The organism is Citricoccus zhacaiensis, from assembly GCF_014645315.1.
Taxonomy (GTDB): domain Bacteria; phylum Actinomycetota; class Actinomycetes; order Actinomycetales; family Micrococcaceae; genus Citricoccus; species Citricoccus zhacaiensis.
The window spans coordinates 57,375-76,618 of record NZ_BMLQ01000010.1; the positions used below are offsets into that span (position 1 = coordinate 57,375).

Annotated in this window: 21 protein-coding genes and 1 pseudogene; 14 read left to right on the plus strand and 8 right to left on the minus strand. The window is 66.3% G+C overall.

Annotated features, from left to right (window positions below):
- Positions 1-348: 348 nt before the first annotated feature.
- Together IEX49_RS14645 and IEX49_RS14650 are read right to left on the minus strand one after the other, a co-directional pair.
- Entirely contained in the window at positions 349-696 is a 348-nt protein-coding gene (locus IEX49_RS14645; protein ID WP_159554250.1) for a helix-turn-helix domain-containing protein, read from the minus strand.
- Complete coding sequence (locus IEX49_RS14650; RefSeq protein WP_229672759.1) at positions 680-1,795, minus strand: tyrosine-type recombinase/integrase; 1,116 nt, start codon at positions 1,793-1,795, stop codon at positions 680-682. Before IEX49_RS14650 ends, IEX49_RS14645 begins: the two co-directional genes overlap by 17 nt.
- Before the next feature lie 418 nt (positions 1,796-2,213).
- On the opposite strand from IEX49_RS14650, the gene IEX49_RS14655 reads away from it, so the two are divergent.
- From IEX49_RS14655 to IEX49_RS14675, 5 genes are all read left to right on the plus strand, one after another.
- On the plus strand, positions 2,214-3,200 hold the full coding sequence (locus IEX49_RS14655; protein WP_229672761.1) for a PstS family phosphate ABC transporter substrate-binding protein: 987 nt from the start codon (positions 2,214-2,216) through the stop codon (positions 3,198-3,200).
- A gap of 23 nt (positions 3,201-3,223) precedes the next feature.
- Entirely contained in the window at positions 3,224-4,180 is a 957-nt protein-coding gene (gene pstC / locus IEX49_RS14660) for a phosphate ABC transporter permease subunit PstC (protein WP_201301234.1), read from the plus strand.
- Positions 4,180-5,100 carry a phosphate ABC transporter permease PstA gene (gene pstA / locus IEX49_RS14665; protein ID WP_159554244.1) on the plus strand — a complete coding sequence of 307 codons (921 nt, stop codon included), beginning with the start codon at positions 4,180-4,182 and terminating at the stop codon, positions 5,098-5,100. The genes pstC and pstA overlap by 1 nt, the downstream gene beginning before the upstream one ends.
- Positions 5,101-5,203: 103 nt before the next feature.
- Positions 5,204-5,974 carry a phosphate ABC transporter ATP-binding protein PstB gene (gene pstB, locus IEX49_RS14670; RefSeq protein WP_201301309.1) on the plus strand — a complete coding sequence of 257 codons (771 nt, stop codon included), beginning with the start codon at positions 5,204-5,206 and terminating at the stop codon, positions 5,972-5,974.
- Positions 5,971-6,744 (plus strand): response regulator transcription factor, encoded by a 774-nt coding sequence (locus IEX49_RS14675; protein ID WP_159554241.1) that lies wholly within the window; start codon positions 5,971-5,973, stop codon positions 6,742-6,744. The genes pstB and IEX49_RS14675 overlap by 4 nt, the downstream gene beginning before the upstream one ends.
- On the opposite strand, the gene IEX49_RS14680 is transcribed toward IEX49_RS14675, so the two are convergent.
- The 4 genes from IEX49_RS14680 to IEX49_RS14695 form a co-directional block, all read right to left on the minus strand.
- Positions 6,735-7,766: an arsenate reductase/protein-tyrosine-phosphatase family protein gene (locus IEX49_RS14680; protein ID WP_159554239.1), complete on the minus strand. Its 1,032-nt coding sequence runs from the start codon at positions 7,764-7,766 to the stop codon at positions 6,735-6,737. The genes IEX49_RS14675 and IEX49_RS14680 overlap by 10 nt on opposite strands.
- A gap of 34 nt (positions 7,767-7,800) precedes the next feature.
- Entirely contained in the window at positions 7,801-8,136 is a 336-nt protein-coding gene (locus tag IEX49_RS14685) for an ArsR/SmtB family transcription factor (RefSeq protein ID WP_159554237.1), read from the minus strand.
- A gap of 72 nt (positions 8,137-8,208) precedes the next feature.
- Positions 8,209-9,324: an ArsO family NAD(P)H-dependent flavin-containing monooxygenase gene (locus IEX49_RS14690; RefSeq protein ID WP_159554235.1), complete on the minus strand. Its 1,116-nt coding sequence runs from the start codon at positions 9,322-9,324 to the stop codon at positions 8,209-8,211.
- Between the two features lie 26 nt (positions 9,325-9,350).
- On the minus strand, positions 9,351-9,728 hold the full coding sequence (locus IEX49_RS14695) for an ArsR/SmtB family transcription factor (RefSeq protein ID WP_159554233.1): 378 nt from the start codon (positions 9,726-9,728) through the stop codon (positions 9,351-9,353).
- 80 nt (positions 9,729-9,808) lie between these two features.
- Between IEX49_RS14695 and arsB the strand changes: the two genes are divergently transcribed.
- The 9 genes and pseudogenes from arsB to IEX49_RS14740 all read left to right on the plus strand — a co-directional run bounded on the left by arsB (position 9,809) and on the right by IEX49_RS14740 (position 17,321).
- Positions 9,809-10,927, plus strand: a complete 1,119-nt coding sequence (gene arsB / locus IEX49_RS14700; protein ID WP_159554231.1) for an ACR3 family arsenite efflux transporter — start codon at positions 9,809-9,811, stop codon at positions 10,925-10,927.
- Between the two features lie 28 nt (positions 10,928-10,955).
- Entirely contained in the window at positions 10,956-11,402 is a 447-nt protein-coding gene (locus IEX49_RS14705; RefSeq protein WP_159554229.1) for an arsenate-mycothiol transferase ArsC, read from the plus strand.
- 41 nt (positions 11,403-11,443) lie between these two features.
- On the plus strand, positions 11,444-11,899 hold the full coding sequence (locus IEX49_RS14710; RefSeq protein ID WP_159554227.1) for an arsenate reductase ArsC: 456 nt from the start codon (positions 11,444-11,446) through the stop codon (positions 11,897-11,899).
- Positions 11,900-11,913: 14 nt separating this feature from the next.
- Complete coding sequence (trxB, locus tag IEX49_RS14715; protein ID WP_159554225.1) at positions 11,914-12,927, plus strand: thioredoxin-disulfide reductase; 1,014 nt, start codon at positions 11,914-11,916, stop codon at positions 12,925-12,927.
- Complete coding sequence (locus tag IEX49_RS14720) at positions 12,920-14,380, plus strand: FAD-dependent oxidoreductase (RefSeq protein ID WP_159554223.1); 1,461 nt, start codon at positions 12,920-12,922, stop codon at positions 14,378-14,380. Before trxB ends, IEX49_RS14720 begins: the two co-directional genes overlap by 8 nt.
- 42 nt (positions 14,381-14,422) lie before the next feature.
- Positions 14,423-15,052: an arsenate reductase ArsC gene (locus IEX49_RS14725; protein WP_159554221.1), complete on the plus strand. Its 630-nt coding sequence runs from the start codon at positions 14,423-14,425 to the stop codon at positions 15,050-15,052.
- A gap of 359 nt (positions 15,053-15,411) precedes the next feature.
- Positions 15,412-16,668 carry an MFS transporter gene (locus tag IEX49_RS14730; protein WP_159554219.1) on the plus strand — a complete coding sequence of 419 codons (1,257 nt, stop codon included), beginning with the start codon at positions 15,412-15,414 and terminating at the stop codon, positions 16,666-16,668.
- A 126-nt stretch (positions 16,669-16,794) separates the two neighbouring features.
- Positions 16,795-16,983: pseudogene (locus tag IEX49_RS14735) on the plus strand (arsenic resistance protein); the annotation flags it as partial.
- Positions 16,984-17,147: 164 nt separating this feature from the next.
- Positions 17,148-17,321 (plus strand): hypothetical protein, encoded by a 174-nt coding sequence (locus tag IEX49_RS14740; protein ID WP_159554217.1) that lies wholly within the window; start codon positions 17,148-17,150, stop codon positions 17,319-17,321.
- 44 nt (positions 17,322-17,365) lie between these two features.
- On the opposite strand, the gene IEX49_RS14745 is transcribed toward IEX49_RS14740, so the two are convergent.
- Both IEX49_RS14745 and IEX49_RS14750 read right to left on the minus strand, forming a co-directional pair.
- A complete protein-coding gene (locus tag IEX49_RS14745) occupies positions 17,366-18,664 on the minus strand; it encodes a Y-family DNA polymerase (RefSeq protein ID WP_188806896.1) in 1,299 nt (432 codons plus the stop codon).
- The gene (locus tag IEX49_RS14750) at positions 18,645-19,013 is read right to left on the minus strand and encodes a LexA family protein (RefSeq protein ID WP_159555318.1); all 369 of its coding nucleotides are present in this window, start codon (positions 19,011-19,013) and stop codon (positions 18,645-18,647) included. The genes IEX49_RS14745 and IEX49_RS14750 overlap by 20 nt, the downstream gene beginning before the upstream one ends.
- Between the last annotated feature and the right edge of the window lie 231 nt (positions 19,014-19,244).

The window sequence follows — 19,244 nt, forward strand, 5'->3', positions numbered from 1 at the left end:
TCCGGGTGGATCTGGCCTGTGGTGTCGGAGAGGACATCGCCTAACCGGTCCTCCAGGCGGCATCGCCCGCAGTGCGAGCCGGTGAGGTGCTGTTCGCTGCCGCAGGTGGCGCATCCGAACCTCGAGGGAACGCCGGCGCACGCAGCGCACACGACGAGGCCATCTGGTGACCGGAACGCCAGGACCTTGGTCTGTGCGCAGGCCGGGCACGCCGAGGCGTTCCAGCGGAGCCTGGTGTAGCAGGCATTGCAGATTCGTTGTTCGAGGATTTCGTACCGGGCCTCGACATGCCGGCGGCATGAGTCGCACTGGGGCTTCCACGTGGTGCTCATCTTTGTTGCGGTCGGGTCAGTCGGTCAGGCGGTGCAGTTTCGCGGGGATCGGTCGCAGTGCGCCGATGGCGGGACCGGCGCTCCGCGGCTCGCCTGCTGCTCGGCGGTTTCCGCAGGATGCGGCCGGGGCCACCTCGATGAGGTCGTTGGGTGTGCAGTCGAGGATTCGGCACAAGGCGGCGAGGACCTCGACGTTCAGGCGCTCCGGGGTCTTGGATACGAGGCGATAGATCTGCTCACGGGACAGCTGCACGCCCTGTTCTCGGAGCGGTTCGATGAGGTCGGTGGTTTGGAACATCCCGGCGGCGGCCATGACTTGTCGGAGCTGCCAGGTGATGGGGTTGTCGTCAGCGGTTGTGGGCATCGTTTCCTCCGTAGATTCGGGACAGTGCTCGAGTGACCATGCGTGTCTTGTAGTCGTCGCCGACCGAGGTGTAGATCGCGGTGGTCGACGCGTACGCGTGGCCGACCTGGTCCTGGACGAACTTCTCGGAGTAGCCCCACTCGATGAGATTGGTGACGTAAGTGTGGCGCAGTGCGTGCACGCTGAGCTCCGAGGGCAGCCCCAGCTGGTCGCGGATCGTCGCGAACCGCAGGTCGATGTATCGGAGACTGACACGGCTTCCCCGCTCCGTGGGCCAGAGCTTCCCGGTTGGCTCGTCGGTGCAGCGGGGGCGGGCCTGGTCTACCCACTGCGCCAGCCCCTCGGTCACCCAACCGAGCTCGGGAACGGTGAGGACTGAGCGCCGGCGCGGCCCGGATCCCCGCGTGCCCTTGCCCCACCTGGCCTCGACGGCGCCGAAGCGCCCGAATCTGGGTGCGGCTCCGTTGGGTCGCAGGTCTGCCACGTCGAGGCCGACCGCCTCCGCCCGACGCAGCCCATAGGCGTAGATCGTCTTGAAGATCTGCGCATCGCGCAGGGCCGCCAGAGCGCCCTTGCGGCCCTGGGCGAGGATGGACTCGACTCGGGCGTCCGCTGCGGTGAAGAACTGCTCGAGCTCGTCGTAGGTGAGTGCCCGTCTCTGCGCGCGTCCCTCATAGTCCACCAGGTGCGCGGTGGTGTTCCACACGTGGCAGATCTGTTGGGGAGCCGACGCGAAGCGTCGCTCACACTCGCGAGCCCACTCGTAGCGTCCGTCGCAGAGGTAGTCGCAAAAGAGACGGATGATCGTCTGGAACGCACGGATAGTCGATTTCGCCGCGGGGCGCGCCTTTGACTTTGCACGAGTCGTGTAGTCCTCGACGTCGACCGGGGCCCATTCCCACGGGTACCTCTCCGTGAAGCTCTCGAACCGCCTGATGGCCAGAATCCTGTTGCGGATCGTTGGTGTGGCCAGTCCGCGGCTGGACTGCTGATCGCTCCAGCCGGTGAGCATCGCCTCGTAGACGAACTGCTTTTCGTCCAGCGCACGCACGTTGCCGAGCAGTCGAAGGGCGGTCGCGCCACCGGTATTGGGGTCCACACGGCAAGTATTGCATTAGATGCATCATTGATGCATTCGCTACGGCGGCGTGTTAGGCAAGAGGGGAGGGTTATTGCGTGTCTGGCGTGCCGCGCGCGATGAGGCGCAGATCGTCATGGCCGTCCTTGATGTCCCAGTCCACGAACGCGCAGCAGCGTCGTTCGACCGCGACGAGCTCTCGCAGCCGCCGGATTGAGTCCTCGACCTTGGCGTAGGGGACGGTGAGTTGCGTCGACCGAACTCGGCATGCCTGTCTTGATGACTAGTTGGGTCGTGCTGGCCCTAGGGTATACATAGACAAACATCTATGATCTATTCAATGGGCGACTCCCGTTCACCTTTCGTTCATATAGACAGCCTTCTATGAATGCGGCGCGTCGTTTGCGTCTCATCCCCGCATCTAGAAAGGCTTTCCTCCGTGAAGAATGCTCTCAGGGGCCGTACCGGCCTGGCTGTCCTAGGAATCTCCGCTTTGTTGCTGACCGGTTGCGGCAATGCCGGTTCCGCTGACGACACTTCTCCGGCCGCGGGCGGGTCCGCCGCTGCCGAGGGTGGTACCTCAGGTGACGTGGCGGTGGACGGTTCCTCCACCGTTGCCCCGCTGTCCGAGGCCGCTGCCGAGCAGTACCGCACGAGCAACGATGCGGTGAACGTGTCGGTGGCCACCTCGGGCACCGGTGGTGGTTTCCAGAAGTTCTGCGCCGGCGAGACTGACATCTCGAACGCTTCCCGTCCCATTGACGAGGAGGAGATGGCACAGTGCGAGTCCAACGGGATCGAGTACACCGAGGTCATCATGGCCAATGATGGTCTGTCCGTGGTTGCTAACCCGGCCAACGACTGGGCTCAGTGCCTGACTGTCGAGCAGCTGCAGACCATCTGGGGCCCGGAGTCCGAGGGCGAGGTCATGTCCTGGTCCGACGTGGACCCGTCATTCCCGGATGAGCCGCTGGATCTTTATGGTGCCGGCACCGACTCGGGCACCTTCGACTACTTCACCGAAGCCATCAACGGTGAGGAGGGCGCCATCCGGACCGACTACTCCCCGTCCGAGGATGACAATGTCACTGTGCAGGGCGTGTCCGGCTCCGCCGGCGCGCTGGGCTTCCTGGGCCTGTCCTACGCCATGGAGAACCCCGACACGCTGAAGCTGATCGACGTGGACGGCGGCGAGGGTTGCATCACACCGTCGGAGGAGACCGTCCAGGACGAGTCCTACCAGCCGCTGGGCCGCCCGCTATTCATCTACGTGGCCAACGCCTCCTACCAGGACAAGTCGCAGGTCCAGGACTTCGTGGACTTCTACGTGGAGAACTCCACGGAGATCGCCGAGGCCGCCCAGTTCATCGGACTGACCGAGGAGCAGACGCAGACGGCCCAGGACCAGCTCGCCGAGCTGAACTGATCGCCCGAAGGATCGTACGCATCGTGAGTATCACCACAACCCGGGGGACGGCAGCAGCAGCTCTGTCGTCCCCCACGGGGTCCCGTCATTTCAAGGCCAAGTCCCGCCCGGGGGAACGCGTCATCATCTGGGCCCTGCGGTTCGCGGCACTGCTGACGGTCGCCACCACCGTCGGCATCGTGGTCTCCCTGGTCGTTCCCGCGGTGGAGTTCTTTACCGAGATCAACGTCGGGGACTTCCTGTTCGGGGACCGATGGGCTCCACGATTCGCCGAGGCGTCCTTCGGCGTCCTGCCGCTGATCACAGCAACGGCATGGACCACGGGCATTTCACTGCTCGTGGCAGTTCCCCTGGGATTGGGGGCGGCTATCTACCTGTCCGAGTACGCCCGGCCACGGGTGCGCAAGGTACTCAAGCCCGTGCTCGAGGTGCTGGCGGGCATCCCGACGGTGGTATACGGATTGTTCGCTCTGACCTTCGTGCAGTCGGTGGTCTTCAAGCAGTGGCTCGAACTGCCGACCGGGGCCTTCAGCGTGCTCGCGGCCGGCCTGGTCATGGGCGTGATGATCGTCCCGACCATCGCCTCGATCTCCGAAGACGCCCTCTCGGCCGTGCCGATGTCCCTGCGGCAAGGCTCGGCGGCGCTGGGCGCCAACCGCATGCAGACCTCGCTGAAGATCGTCGTGCCGGCAGCGGTGTCCGGAATCGTCGCGGCCGTCGTGCTCGGAGTGTCACGGGCGATCGGCGAGACGATGATCGTGGCCATGGCCGCCGGCCAGCAGGCCCGGATGGTTGCTGGTCCGCTGGAGCAGGGCCAGACAATGACCGGTTTCATGGCCAGTGCCGCCCTGGGCGACTCCCGGGTCGGATCACTGGAGTACAACACGCTCTTCGCGGTGGGGCTTCTGCTGTTCGCCCTGACCCTGGTGGTCAACATGATCAGCATCCAGATCGTCCGCCGCCTCAGGAAGGCCTACTGATGAGCAGTACTGCACACCGGACCTCCCCGGCCCCGAAGACCTCCCGCGGACTGAAGCAGACCGGCTTCTTCCAGGGTGAGCGCTCCCCAGCCGCACTGGTAGTGCTGTTCGCCCTGTGGGCCTGTCTGGCCTTCGCCGTACTGTTCCTGCTGGTGCTGCTGGTCACGACATTCCTGGACGGACGCGAGATGTTCTCCTGGCACCTGATCACGGACTATGCCTCCTCCGACCCGGAGCAGGCCGGGGCCCGCGCGGCGATCCTGGGCTCGGTCTGGGTCATCGCCACCACGGCGGTGATGACGATTCCCATCGGAGTAGCCGCAGCCGTCTACATGGAGGAGTTCGCCGACCACAACAAGTGGTGGAACCGGGCCATCGAGGTCAACGTCCAGAACCTGGCGGCGGTCCCGTCAATCATCTACGGCCTGGTGACCCTCGGGGTGCTCACCGCACTGAACATCGTCCAGCGCAACATCGTCATTGCCGGGGCCATCGCGCTGAGCCTGTTAATCCTGCCGGTCGTCATCGTCGCCACCCGCGAGGCCATCCGAAGCGTGCCGAACGAGATCCGTCAGGGATCCCTGGCCTTGGGGGCCACGCAGTGGCAGACCACCTGGCGGCAGGTGCTGCCCTCCTCGGTGCCCGGCATCGCCACCGGCTCCATCCTGGCCCTGTCGCGGGCGATGGGCGAGGCTGCACCGCTGCTGGTCCTCGGAGCGCTGGTCTTCGTCACGTTCGACCCCACGAGCATCTTCGACCAGTTCTCCACGATGCCGATCCAGACCTTCAACTGGGCCTCCCGCCCCCAGGAGGAGTTCCATCAACTGGCGTCGGCCACCAGCATCCTGCTGCTGGTCCTGCTGCTGGCGATGAACGCCGTGGCCATCACGATCCGAAACATCTACGAGAAGCGTTGGTGACATGAACAACACAATGCCCGCAGCCCCCGCCACCGACGACGTGGCCGCCCATCTCGGTGAGTCGTCACCGGGCACCCACCTGGAGCGGCCCGACAACCCGATCATGGCCTGCGAGGATGTCGACATCTTCTACGGCGATTTCAAGGCCGTCTCGAACGTGTCGCTTCAGTTCGGCTTCAATGAAATCACCGCCCTGATCGGGCCCTCCGGGTGTGGCAAGTCCACGGTCCTTCGCTCGCTCAACCGGATGAACGACCTCATTGAGGGGGCCCGGGTCGAGGGGACCATCACTTTCCGGGGCGAGGAGATCTACGGCAAGAAGGTCGACCCCATCGAGGTCCGGCGCCGGATCGGGATGGTGTTCCAGAAGGCCAACCCTTTCCCGAAGTCGATCTACGACAACGTCGCCTACGGCCCCCGGGTCTCCGGCATGAAGGTCGAGAGCATGGACGAGCTGGTGGAGAGTTCCCTGAGGGCAGCCGCCCTGTGGGACGAGGTCAAGGACAAGCTCAAAGACTCCGGGCTGGGCCTGTCCGGGGGCCAGCAGCAGCGCCTGTGCATTGCCCGGACCATCGCCGTGCGTCCGGATGTGATCCTGATGGATGAGCCCTGTTCGTCGCTGGATCCGATCGCCACGTTGCGCATTGAGGATCTAATGCACGAGCTCAAGCAGGATTTCTCCATCGTCATCGTGACTCACAACATGCAGCAGGCGGCCCGGGTCGCGGATCGGACCGCGTTCTTCACGGCGCTTTCGGCCGAGGGCTCCGGTGACCGGACCGGCGTGCTTGTCGAGTACGCCCCGACGCGGAAGATCTTCGACGACCCGGCCGACCAGCGGACGGAGGACTACGTCTCTGGGCGCTTCGGATGACCACCGCAGTGCACCCGCACCGCACCGCTGGCGCCCATCGCCCAGATCTGGTCATGGCGCTGTCCGGGATCCTCCGCGTCCTGGTCGTCGGCAACCCGGACCAGGTCCTGGAAGGCACCGACGACGAGCACCTCGCCGCCGGGCTGGAGGTGTTCACCGCAGCCGACGGGTCAGCCGGGCTGCTGATGGCTGGAGAGCTCAAACCGGACCTTGTCGTGGCCCATGCCGAGCTGGGCGGCGTCGACGTCGTGGCCTTCGTGTCGGCGGTGCGGCGCTGGTCCTTGGTTCCCGTCCTGGTCACCATTCCAGCGCAGACCGGGTCCGTGGACACGGCCTTCCGAGTGCTGGAGGCCGGCGCCAATGGCCTGTGCCACGGAATCTTGGATGCCCGCCGTCTGGTCGAGGTGGCCGGCCGGACCCTACCCCGACGGCCGGGACGGTCACGCCGGCTGATCCTGGGTCCCTTGGTCCTGGACTGCGGGTCCATGGTGCTCAGCGGCGAGCAAGGCCAAACCCAGCTGAGCGTCAAGGAATATCTGGTGCTGGTGGAGCTGATGTCCGCCAGTCCGCAGATCCGCACCGCCGCCGAGCTCGTCGAAGCCGGCGGCTTCCCCCAACGCCAGCAGTCCAAGGCCCTGCCGGTCACCATCGGCAGGCTACGCCGGAAGCTCGGCGCCGTGGAAGTCGACGGAGGGCGCTATCTGACTACTATCCGCAGGGTGGGTTACCGGATGGGATTGCCGGATTCCCGGCCGACCAATCAAGGCTGATGGTGCTCCGACCTGCTGGGGGACAGTGACCGCCACAGGTCCTCCACCCGGTGCTGGATCTCATCGCGCATTACTCGTTGGGCCTGAAGATCATGGGTCGGGGGGACTTCGATCGCCCAGTCCAGGTAGATCCTGCCCGGATAGACTGGGCAGGCGTCCCCGCAGCCCATCGTGATGACCACATCAGAGGCCTGGACAATCTCATCGGTGAGCGGCTTGGGGAATTCCCCCAGTAGGGAGCAGCCGATCTCGTCCAGCACCTCCACCACCTCTGGAGCGATATCGGTGGCCGGCGCGGATCCGGCCGAGCGCACATGGACTTGGTCGCCGCCGATGAACTTCAGGATGCTGGCCGCGATCTGGGACCGATGGCTGTTGGCCACACAGACGAACAAGACCTGCGGGACCGGGCGCATCTCGATGCCCCGCGCCAGTGCCAGGGCGTGCAGCCGTTCTGTCGCGAACCGGCTGGTCAAGGACGCCAGATAGCGCTGGACCCGGCTGCGGGAACGCAGCAGAAAGTACGTCTCACGCACGTAGCGATGCACGGTCTCGGCGGAGAACGTCGCGGAGAACCGGTGCGCGAGCTGGTCGGCGATCCGGTGGATGACCGGCGGAACCTCCTGTCCCGGCGGCGGTGTCGGGCCGGGGACGGGGTGAGGCCCCAATGGCCGGTCATCGGAGCCGACCCCTGATTGCACCCCGGGAGCATCAGTTGGAAGCGGACCCGGGCCCGGGCGCTTGTCCAACAGCGAGCTGAACCTGATCCAGGCATCTGCCGTCGGGGACACCCGGGGATCGCCGGCACGATCACCGCGTTGCCAGTGCACGAGCCCGGCCTGCGCGAGAGCATCCAAGGCTTCATCGACGGCTTCCGGGGCTATTCCCAGTGTTTCCGCGATCCCAGCGGCCGAGGCCGAGTAGTCAGGCAGAGAGGTCAACAGGCTCAGGACAGACAATCGTTCCGGGTGGGCCAGCACCAGGACCTGACGGGCCCGGTCGAGGGCCTCGGTTGGGTCCATGGCCTTCTGAGGCAGGCTGGCTTCTTCCACTGGACTACCGCAGCAGGTCGGAGATGGACCCGGCGTGTTCGGCAGCGATGGAATACCAGGTTTGCCGCCCGGTTTGGGACTTGCACACGATTCCTTCGTCCAACAAGATCCGCAGGTGGTGGCTAATAGTCGGCTGTCTGAACGTCAGCGCGTCCGTGAGTTCCTTGACCGTCGTCCCCTCCGGGCCGGCACCGTTCATCAGGGCCAGCAGCTGAATCCGCGTTGGATCCGCCAGGGCACGCAGCATCCTCGCCAGGTTCTCCGCTGTACTCCGATCGGGGGCCAGATGCCCGTGGCTCGTGGGAGCGGGCGCGTCGAACTCGGGCATCGGGGAACTCATAGACACCAGTTTATGGGATCTGGGGGCCGCAGGATTTCCGGCCACGTCCGGGCCAAAGCATCCTGGCGCATATCAGATGGCGGACGCGGCATGTCGGGCCGCAGCAGTGGCAGTCTCGCGGGCAGGGGCGCCAACGCCGATCAGGGTGGCCGAGGCCGGACCGCACCAGTCCCCGTAGCCGAGGAAGAACAGTCCCGCCCGGTCGCGGGATCGGGTCGGCAGATCACCCGCGGTCACTGGGGCTGCCCCATTCATGTCCAGCCCCAGTGGCCGAACGTGGCCCAGATCGGGGCGGAAGCCGGTGCACCAGATCACCGCATCGGTCTCCTGCTGGCGCCCGTCAGCCCATTGAACGCCAGTGGGTGTGAAGCCAGAGAACATCGGCTGGGCCTCCAGGTGGCCGGCGTCGCGGGCCTGCCGTACTGGGGGGATCGCGACGATGTCGCCCAGCGATCCGACCCCACCGCCAGTAAAATCCCCTCGCTCTAGGGCGTGGACATGGCCGGTGGCGAGCTGGAACAGGGCCCGGCCGTCGACCTCGTCGGGCAGGTAGCGCGGGGGTCGGCGGGTCACCCAAGTGACCGAGGCGGCGGCCGGCAGCAGATCGGCGGCGATCTGCGCGCCCGAGTTGCCTCCGCCGACCACCACGACCCGATGTCCGGTGAACGACTTGCGGCTCCGGTAGCCGGTGGTGTGCAGTTGAGACCCGGTGAACTTCTCCGCCCCGGGCATTGTTGGCACGAAGGGGCGGCGCCAGGAGCCAGTGGCGTTGACGACGACGCGGCTGATCCAGGCTCCCTGGTCAGTCAGAGTGCGATACCGGCCGTCGGGCAGGTCTTCGACAGCCACAACGGTCACGGGACGGTGGACCGGCAGGGCATACCGTTCCTCATAGGTTCGCAGGTAGGACACCACATGGCCGGCCGAGGGGTTGCCCGGACTGGCCCAGGCCGGCATGCGGTAACCGGGCAAAGAGCTGTAGGCGGCCGGGGAGAAAAGTTCCAGGGTGTCCCAGTAATGCTGCCAGGCCCCACCGGGTTGCTCATTGGCGTCAAGGATCGCGAAACTGGGAGCTGGCCCGCCGCGCCCACGGGCGGCATCCCGGGACAAACGGTGCAAATAAAACCCGACAGCCAGTCCGGCCTGACCTCCGCCGATGACTAAGACATCGACAGCGCGAGTCTCCACCGTTTCCCTGTCGGTGTGGCGTGCGATCAGCCCAGCTCCAGCATCCGCCGCAACCCCGCGAAGGCCTCCGGCACCACACTGTAATGGGCCCACTTGCCGCGTTGCTCTCGGGTGAGCAAGCCGGCGTCGACCAGTTTCTTCATGTGGTGACTGACGGTGGGCTGACTGATCCCCAGCTCGTCAGTGAGGTCACACGCGCACACCGCCCCGCAGCCCTGGGCGGCGATGTGGGACAACAGGCGCAGTCGCATGGGGTCGGCCAGGGCCTTGAGCATGCCGGCGGCCCGCTGGGCCTCATCGGCACCGATCGGTCCGTTCGTCAGGGAGCAGCACTCCTGGGCGACCAGGACCGGTCTGCGGCGATCGGTGTAGGTCGGGGCGGAGAAGGCAACTGTGGAAACCATCACCCCATCTTACATTGACGTATGTCAATATGACCAGTAGTGTTCCCATCGATGGTTATCGATACGAGAGATGGGCCTGCATGAGCACCACCACCGCCCCTGCCCCGCACCAACCGGTGATGAAGGAGATGTCCTTCCTCGACCGTTGGCTGCCGGCCTGGATTCTGCTGGCCATGGTGGCCGGCCTGGCCCTGGGCCGCTTCATCCCCGGTCTGAACACTGCGCTGGAGGCGGTGAAGATCGGCGAGGTGTCCCTGCCGATCGCCATTGGTCTGCTGGTGATGATGTACCCCGTCCTCGCCAAGGTCCGCTATAACGAGACCCGACGCATCGCTGGGGACAAGCGGCTCATGATCACCTCGCTGGTGTTGAACTGGGTCGTCGGTCCGGCCCTGATGTTCGCTCTGGCCTGGATGCTCCTGCCGGACCTGCCCGAGTACCGCACCGGCCTGATCATCGTCGGCCTGGCGCGCTGCATCGCCATGGTCTTCATCTGGAACGACTTGGCCTGCGGGGACCGCGAGGCCGCCGCCGTCCTGGTGGCCATCAACTCCGTCTTCCAGGTCTTCGCCTTCGGCGCCCTGGGCTGGTTCTACCTCCAGGTCCTCCCGTCCTGGCTGGGCCTGCCGACCACCTCGGCCGATTTCTCCGTCTGGTCCATCGTCCTCAGCGTGCTGGTATTCCTGGGCATTCCTCTGTTTGCCGGCTTCCTGACGCGCTACTTCGGTGAGAAGGCCAAGGGACGCACTTGGTACGAGGAGACGTTCCTGCCGCGTATCGGCCCCTGGGCCCTGTACGGGCTGTTGTTCACCATCGTGCTGCTGTTCGCCCTGCAGGGTGAGGCCATCACCACCAACCCGTGGGACGTCGCTCGGATCGCCCTGCCGTTGCTGGCCTACTTCGTGTTGATGTTCGGCATCGCCCTGCTCGCTTCCAAGGCCGTGGGACTGAACTACGCCAAGTCCACGACCGTGGCCTTCACCGCGGCCGGCAACAACTTCGAGCTGGCCATCGCCGTGGCCATCGGCACCTTCGGCGTCACCTCCGGTCAGGCCCTGGCCGGCGTCGTCGGCCCCCTGATCGAGGTCCCCGTCCTCGTCGGCCTCGTCTACGTGTCCCTGTGGGCCGGCCGCAAGCTTTTCCCCGGAGACCCCACCGTCCCCGCTCGCGCTGAGACCGCCTCCGCGAACCACGCCTGAACCGTCGACCGACAGGAGACCCGTAGAGATGACCACCGAGCCACCATCCTCATCCCGCCCCTCCGTGCTGTTCATCTGCGCCAAGAACGGCGGCAAGTCCCAGATGGCTGCGGCCCTGATGGAACACCGGGCCGCCGGAGCTGTCGAGGTCCACTCCGCCGGCACCAAGCCGGGCGAGACGATCAACGCGCTCTCGGCCGAGGTCATCGCCGAGTCCGGCGCCGACATGTCCGCAGGGCACCCCAAGCCCATCGACCCGGGCCTGCTGGCCCGCGTGGACCGGGTGGTTGTCCTCGGCGGCGAGGCCAACGTCGAGCCGGTCGACGGCATGGCCGGCGATATCGAGACCTGGCACACCGACGAGCCCTTTGCCCGTGGCATCGAGGGAGCCGAGCGCATGCGCCTGGTTCGCGACGACATCGACGCCCGGGTCAAGGCACTGCTGGCCGAGCTCACCGACTCCACCACCTCCTGATACTCCGACGCCCGCACTCGCCGACAGATTTGGATCGCCCGATGACCGCAGAGACCACCACTGAAACCACCGAGGAAGCCACAGATCGACCGTCGGTGCTGTTCGTCTGCGTGCACAACGCCGGCCGCTCCCAGATGGCCGCTGCCTACCTGTCCCACCTGGCCGAGAGCCGGATCGAGGTCCGCTCCGCGGGATCCGCCCCGGCCGAGTCGGTCAATCCGGCGGCCGTGGAGGCGATGGCCGAAGAGGGCATCGACATCAGCGCGAACCAACCTAAGGTCCTGTCCGATCAGGCCGTGAAGGACTCCGACGTGGTCATCACCATGGGTTGCGGAGACGCCTGCCCGTTCTTCCCCGGCAAGCGCTACGAGGACTGGAAGCTCGAAGACCCGGCCGGCCAGGGCATCGAAGGCGTCCGCCCCATCCGCGACGACATCAAGGTCCGCATCCAACAGCTCATCACCGAGCTGCTGCCCGCCGGGTCAACGACGAACTGAAGGTGAGCCTCCCCATGGACAACACGATCACCGACACCACCATCTCCGACGCTGCCACCGACCAACTGATCATCATTGGTTCGGGCCCCGCCGGCTACACCGCGGCGATCTACGCCGCCCGGGCCGGACTGGCCCCGCGGGTCATAGCCGGCTCCGTCACTCACGGCGGGGCGCTGATGAACACCACCGAGGTGGAGAACTTCCCCGGTTTCCCCGGCGGCATTCAAGGTCCCGAGTTGATGGCCGGACTGGCCGAACAGGCCACCCGGTTCGGCGCGATCATCGAGTATGACGACGCCGCTACCGTGCAGCTCAAGGACCATCTCAAAGAGGTCACCACCCTGGCCGGGAAAACATACCAGGCCCCTGCGGTGATCATGGCTACCGGCTCCGCCTACAAAGAACTCGGCCTGCCCGAGGAGAAGCAACTCAGCGGGCACGGGGTGTCCTGGTGCGCCACCTGTGACGGATTCTTCTTCCGAGACCAGGACATCATCGTGGTCGGCGGCGGGGACTCGGCCATGGAAGAGGCCCTCTTCCTGACCCGCTTCGCGCGCACCGTGACCATCGTGGTCCGCAGGGACGCCTTGCGGGCCTCGAAGATCATGGCCGCCCGAGCCAAGGATAACGAGAAGATCCGCTTCGCCTACAACAGTCGAATCGCCGCCATTCACGGCCAGGACAAGGTCACCGGTATGACCCTGACCGACACCATCACCGGGGACACTCGCGAACTATCCGCGTCCGGGGTGTTCGTGGCGATCGGGCATCTGCCCCGCACCGAACTGGTCACCGGCCAGCTCGACCTGGACGACGAGGGATACATCCTCGTGGACGCCCACACCACCGCCACCAACCTGCCCGGGGTCTTCGCCTGCGGCGACGCCGTGGACCACCGCTACCGCCAGGCCATCACCGCCGCCGGTACCGGGTGCTCTGCCGCCCTGGACGCCGAACGCTACCTAGCCGCCCTGCACGACGCCGACAGCATTGCCGCTGCACTGATCGAGGAGCCGACCCATGTCTGACACCACCACTACCAAGGCCACCACCGGAGCCGACGGTACGACGGTTCTGCCGGTCGTCGTCATCGGCGCCGGACCCGTCGGGCTGGCCGCCGCCGCCCACCTTTTGGAGCGCGGTCTGACTCCGCTGCTGCTGGAAGCCGGTGCTGAGGTCGGCGCCTCCATCCGCGACTGGGGCCACACCCACCTGTTCTCGCCCTGGCAGTACAACATCGACGCCGCCGCCGAACGCCTGCTGCTCGCCGCCGGCTGGACCGCCCCGAACCTGCAGGGCCTGCCCACCGGAACCCAACTGGTCACTCAGTATCTAGAACCCCTGGCCACCACCACGACGCTGGCCACCTACGTGCGCACCGATTCCCGCGTCATCGCGGTGACCCGGTCCGGGATGGACAAGACCCGCACCACCGGACGGGCCGAAACCCCGTTCCTGGTCCGGACCCAACACAGCGACGGGACCATGGAAGACATCCAGGCTTCCGCGGTAATCGATGCCGCAGGTACCTGGTCTACCCCGAACCCCTTGGGCCAGTCCGGATTGCCCGCCCCCGGCGAGGTCGAGGCGGTAGCGTCCGGGCGCATCACTGTCGCGTTGCCGGACGTCACCGGCCGGGATCGGCAGACGTTCGCCGGCCGGCATGTGCTCGTGGTCGGGGCCGGGCACTCGGCAGCCAACACCCTGCTCGAGCTCGGTTCCCTGGCCGAGGATGCCCCGGACACCCGGATCTCGTGGGCCGTGCGCTCGGCCGATGTCTCCAGCGTCTACGGGGGCGAGGACCGCGACGAGCTGACCGCCCGCGGCGCGCTGGGCACCCGACTGCGCCACCTCGTCGAGTCCGGCACGATCCAGGTGCACACTTCCTTCACCATTACCGGCTTCAGCGCCGCAGCAGATCATGTGGACGTGCTCGCCTCAACCCCGGCAGGCGACCAGACCCTGGCCGTAGATGTGGTGGTGCCGGCCACCGGCTTCCGCCCGGACCTGTCCATCCTGTCCGAGCTCCGCCTCGAGTTGGACCCGGCCGTAGACGCACCCCGCCAACTCGGGCCCCTGATCGATCCGGAGTTCCACTCCTGCGGCTCCGTGGCCCCTCACGGGGAAAAGATGCTAGCCCACCCGGAACCCGGGTTCTACATCGTGGGCATGAAGAGCTACGGGCGGGCCCCGACCTTCCTGATGGCCACCGGCTATGAGCAGGTACGTTCCATCGCTGCCTCCCTGGCTGGGGACCAGGCTGCTGCGGACAACGTCGAACTACACCTGCCCGAGACGGGGGTCTGCTCTACCGACCTCGGCGGGTCCTGCGACGCACCGGCCCCCGCAGCACAGGAGACGGACCAGGGTTGTTGCGCCCCGGCCCCCGCTCAAGTGGCCGAAGATGGGTGCTGCGGAGCGCCTCAGCCAGTCACCATCGGAGCCGGCCCCTCCACGACCCGAGATTCCGGCTGCTGCTAAGCGCAGCCGGCCGCCAGCCCACCACTGCGTGAAGGAGTCCTCATGACCGAGCCCGCCGAGACCAGGGATACCCACGTCCTGCAACGATCCGCCGAGCACCTGGCTGAAAGGTACACCGGGATGTTCTCCCCGGAGACCGTTGAACGCTACGTCTTCGAGTCCTACACCACGCTGTCCCGCACAGCGAAGGTGCGCACGTATCTGGCCTCCACCGCCACGCATTTCGCGGACAGTCGTCTCCGGGCCTTGGCCCAGGCTGAAGGCAAGATCGATTCCCCGGTCCCGCAGGTGCTCTTCGTCTGTGTGCACAACATCGGCCGCTCCCAGATCGCCGCGGCCCTGCTGGCTCACCATGCCGGAGACCAGGTCGAGGTCCGCTCCGCCGGTTCCCTGCCCCAGTCCGAAGTCCACCCCCTCGTCGTGGAGGTCCTGGCCGAGCGCGGGATCGATCTGTCCGGGGCCTACCCCAAGCCCCTGACCGACGACGTCGTGCGGGCCGCGGACTACGTCATCACCATGGGTTGCGGGGACGCCTGCCCGGTCTACCCCGGCAAGCGCTACCTGGACTGGGAGATCCCCGACCCTGCCGTCGAGACCCTTGACGGGGTCCGAGCCATCGTCGAGAACATTGACACCCACGTCAAAGAGCTCTGGGCACAGATCACGGCCTGACTGCCGCCTCTCCTGCTAGGCGAGCAGACCAGTCAGTCCGACGTCAACCAAGGCCCTCGGAGATAGGTACCTCTGTTCTGCTAATACCCAACGGCCAAACTCCTTCGTCGAGAGGGGATGCCCGCTGTGGACACTGTCCCTGCACCAGAGTGCCTTCGTGGTTCTCCCTCCGGCGAAAGACCGTTCCCGATACCCCTTGCGCCTCGACCCCTACCCGCTTTGAAAGGCTTCACCATGAGCCCCGGCCCGTCCGACGCCGTCCAGGACAGCGCCTCCAAGACCTCGCTTCCCGGGGTTTTCACCGCAGTTGAAGGCTCCGAAGCGCAGTCTTTGCGCAGCACCGCCCAGCTGGTCTGAGCATGGCCATCACGCAGAGATTCACGACCAAGCGCGGCTACGTCGTCGCTGGACTGGGCCTCGGCCAGATCCTCTCGTGGGGTTCGACGTTTTACCTGCTGGCGGTTCTTGCAGCTCCCATCGCCGCGGATACCGGGTGGCCGATTTCCCTAGTGGTGGCGGGCGTCTCGGTGGGTCTAGTTATCGCTGGTCTCGGCTCGCCACGCGTCGGCGCCTTGGTGGCCGGCAACCACGGTCGTGCCGTCCTGGTTGCCAGCGCCCTGCTGCTCGCCTTGGGCCTGACCGTCCTTGGTCTGGGTCCCAATCAGTGGTGGCACCTCGGCGCTTGGCTGATCCTCGGGTTGGGCATGAGCGGCGGACTCTACACCGGAGCGTTCGCAGTTCTGGGACATACTTATGGTCCTTCCGCCCGCTCGGCCATCACCCTCCTGACGCTTTTCGGAGGGTTCGCCAGCACCATCTGCTGGCCGCTGAGTACCTTGCTGGTCAACGAAGTCGGATGGAGGGGGACGGCCCTCATCTACGCAGGGGCGCACCTGCTGGTCACCGCACCCCTGTACGCGCTCACCATTCCTCGACAACCACGTGCGTCAACGCCCAGCGCTGGACCAGCCCGCCCGAACAATGAGAGCCCCCGGTCAGCGGGGCCTCGCTGGCCGTTGATTGTCCTGGTTGCGTGCATCTCCACATTGGGCATGTCCATTGCCGCGTTGATGTCGGTCCACATGTTCACCTTGCTAGCAGGCATCGGCATCGCCGGCACAGCAGCCGTCGTGCTGGCCGCCACCATCGGCCCCTCGCAAGTCGGTGCCAGGTTCATCGAACTGGTCATCGGGCGCAAACACCACCCGTTGTGGACCTTACTGGCCGCGACCCTCGCCACGGCCATGGCAATCAGCTTCCTCGGCACCGGGATCCTGGCACCCACGATCCTCGTCATCATCTACGGGGTGGGCATCGGACTGAGTTCCATCGCCAACGGAACCGTGCCGCTGGCGCTCTTTGGACAAGACCACTACGCCCGGATCATGGGCCGCACCGCCTTGCCATCGCTCCTTGCCCAGGCAGCGGCCCCCCTCATCGGTTCGGTGCTCATCCAACACCTCGGGCACAAAAATACCCTGATGGCACTGGGCCTTTTCGCATCCCTGGCCTTCGTGCTGGCCATGTGGCTGATGGTTCTTCACCGCAACCAGCGAAAGACCGCAGGCACAGCGGCAGAACCCACGGAATCCAACCTCAGCGCTTTCCCTTCCTAGGCCGGATGCAATAGGGCCTTCAGCTGATGGGTTCGGTCACTTGGGGCCGTTGTCGCCGGCGGCGGACCGGTCCTTGGGGGAGGGGACGTTGAGTGCAGCAAGCTGGTCCGGGGTGCCACGGGCGATGTGTTCAGCGGTGCGACCCGCAACTCCCTCGTCGTGCTCCCACTCGTCCTCGCCCTACCTGCCGCGTACGACCTCGCCCCACTCGTCGTCGTCACCCAGACACTCGTCGAGCTCATCATCATGGTTCTCTTCGTGCGGCTTATCCCGCGCCTGATCCCCGCCCGCGGCCCGGAACGCTCGGACGCCTAACCCCGCTGGGCACTGGTCACCCCCGACAAGCGTCAGCACATTTGCGACGACGCTGTTGCATCAGCCGATTAATGCTCAGACCTCGGGCCATCACATACCGTCCACACATGAGCCCCAGTCTGCCGCACCCGACCTCCTGGGCCGAAGGCACATAGGCTGAACGGATGAACATCACCACCGTCATCGAGACCATCCCCGACGATGACACGGGTCGTGGAGATCGGAAGGCCGATGAGTTGACGGCTGAGGGCGAGTCCTACGAGGCGGCGGTTGCCGCGCTGCGTGAGCGAGTGCCCGCCGGCTGGCGCATCATGAATCTGCGCCGCAGCGAGTACTGAGCCGAATGCCCCTCACCACTGGTCCCGGTGTCTGCGGGTGTCCTTCACAGGCGGACAGTGACGAGCTCGTCCCAGTGAGTGGTGGCCCGAGGGGAGAGCATGGCGCGGCGCATCTGCCAGGACGGTGGTGTTCCGAGGCCCCCATATCCCAGGCCAATACTCCCGACCCCGAAGCGGGCCACCACAGCATCTAGGGTGGGGCCGAGCTGCCGGCCCTCACCAGGCGGGCCGAGGCCGGGGAGGGTCTCGGCCTGGCCGGCCGGGCGTAGATCGGTGAGTACGACGCCGGCCCGCACGTACCGGGTGCCCGGACGGATCAACTCGGCTAGCCCTAGGGATCCGCGTGCGATCGTCAGCGGCTCTGCCGTGGGTACGGGCAGCACGGCACTGACCTGGGGTGAGTGGGGTTCCTGGTCTGTGGCGAACGGGGAGGTGGAGGCCCAAGCCGTGAGCACGCGGGCCTGCTGGCCGGCACTGCGGAGGCGGGAGGCGAGTTGCTGGGCGTAGATGGACAGGACTTGGCGCATGGCCGGGGTGGTGGTGACCGGCTCCGAGAAAGATCGGGAGTAGATGAGCTGATCTTTGTACTGGCGGGGTTCTTCTTCCAGGGGGATGCAGGGTGTGCCGCGCAGTTCGCGCACGGTGCGCTCCAGGACCACCGAGAACCGCCGACGCATCTGCCCGGGGTCTTGGGCGGCGAGGTCGGCGGCGGTATGGATATTCAGATTCGCCAGGCGGCGGCCGAGACGTCCGGCCACGCCCCACAAGTCGGTGACGGGGATGCTGGCCAGAATGGCGTCCCGTTGGGTGGGGGAGTAGCCCCCGAAGTGGCACACACCGACTTCGGCTAGCGGGGCGGAGCGCTTCACCCCGAGCAGGGCGACCTTCGCTAGGGTTTTGGTGGGGGCGATGCCCACGCGCACCGGAATCCCGGTGCAGCGGGCCACGTCCTCGCGGATACGCCGGCCGAGCTGCACCAGCTCCTCGACGGTGCCCCGCAGGCCGATGAACGACTCATCAATGCTGTAGACCTCTTGCCAGGCCGCGTGCCGGCCGATGACCTCCATGACCCTCGCCGAGAGGCTGCCGTACAGCTCATAGTTGGAGGACCGCGCCACGATCCCCTGCGCCGCGGCGACGGGCTCGAGCTTGAACCAGGGCATGCCCATGGGGATCCCCAGCGCTTTGGCCTCCTGGGACATGGCCACCACGCAGCCATCGTTGTTGGACAGCACCACCACCGGACGATTCTCCAGGCTCGGGTCGAAGACCCGCTCGCACGAGGCGTAGAAACTGGCGCAGTCCACCAGGGCGATCATGGCCTCACGAGGCGCGGGAGACATGATGCAGTGCCACCGTGACCACACCCCAGACCCGCAGATCCGAGAGTGAGGGAACGGCGATGTCGGGATACGCCGGGTTCTCCGAGGAGAGCACCACGCGGCCGTCGGCGTGGATGCTGAGTCGTTTCACGGTCAGTTCGCCATCGAGCACGGCGATCACCACGTGGCCGTGCTGGGGTCGAATCGAGCGATCGACCACCAGTTCGTCGCCGTCCCAGATCCCGGCACCGGTCATGGAGTGTCCCCGCGCCCGCACCAGGTACGTCGAGGCCCGGTTGGGCATCAGGTGCTCGCTCAGGTCGATCTCGGCGGTGGTGTAGTCCTGGGACGGCGAGGGGAAGCCGGCCATGACCACGCCGTCCTCGACGCGCGTTCGGAGCTGGTCGTCTAGCCCATCGGCCAGGGCCCGGACCTCAGTTGCCAGCAACTCTCCACCCCAATGAATCGAAACTATGTTCGATTGGTAATCGTACACGTGGTAACTGGAGGCCGCTGCCAGAATCTGCTCTCGCCGGCCGCGGTTGGGGCGCTGGTTGGACGGGTGAGGCGACAGGCCTACGAGCCGGCCTTGATGTGGGGC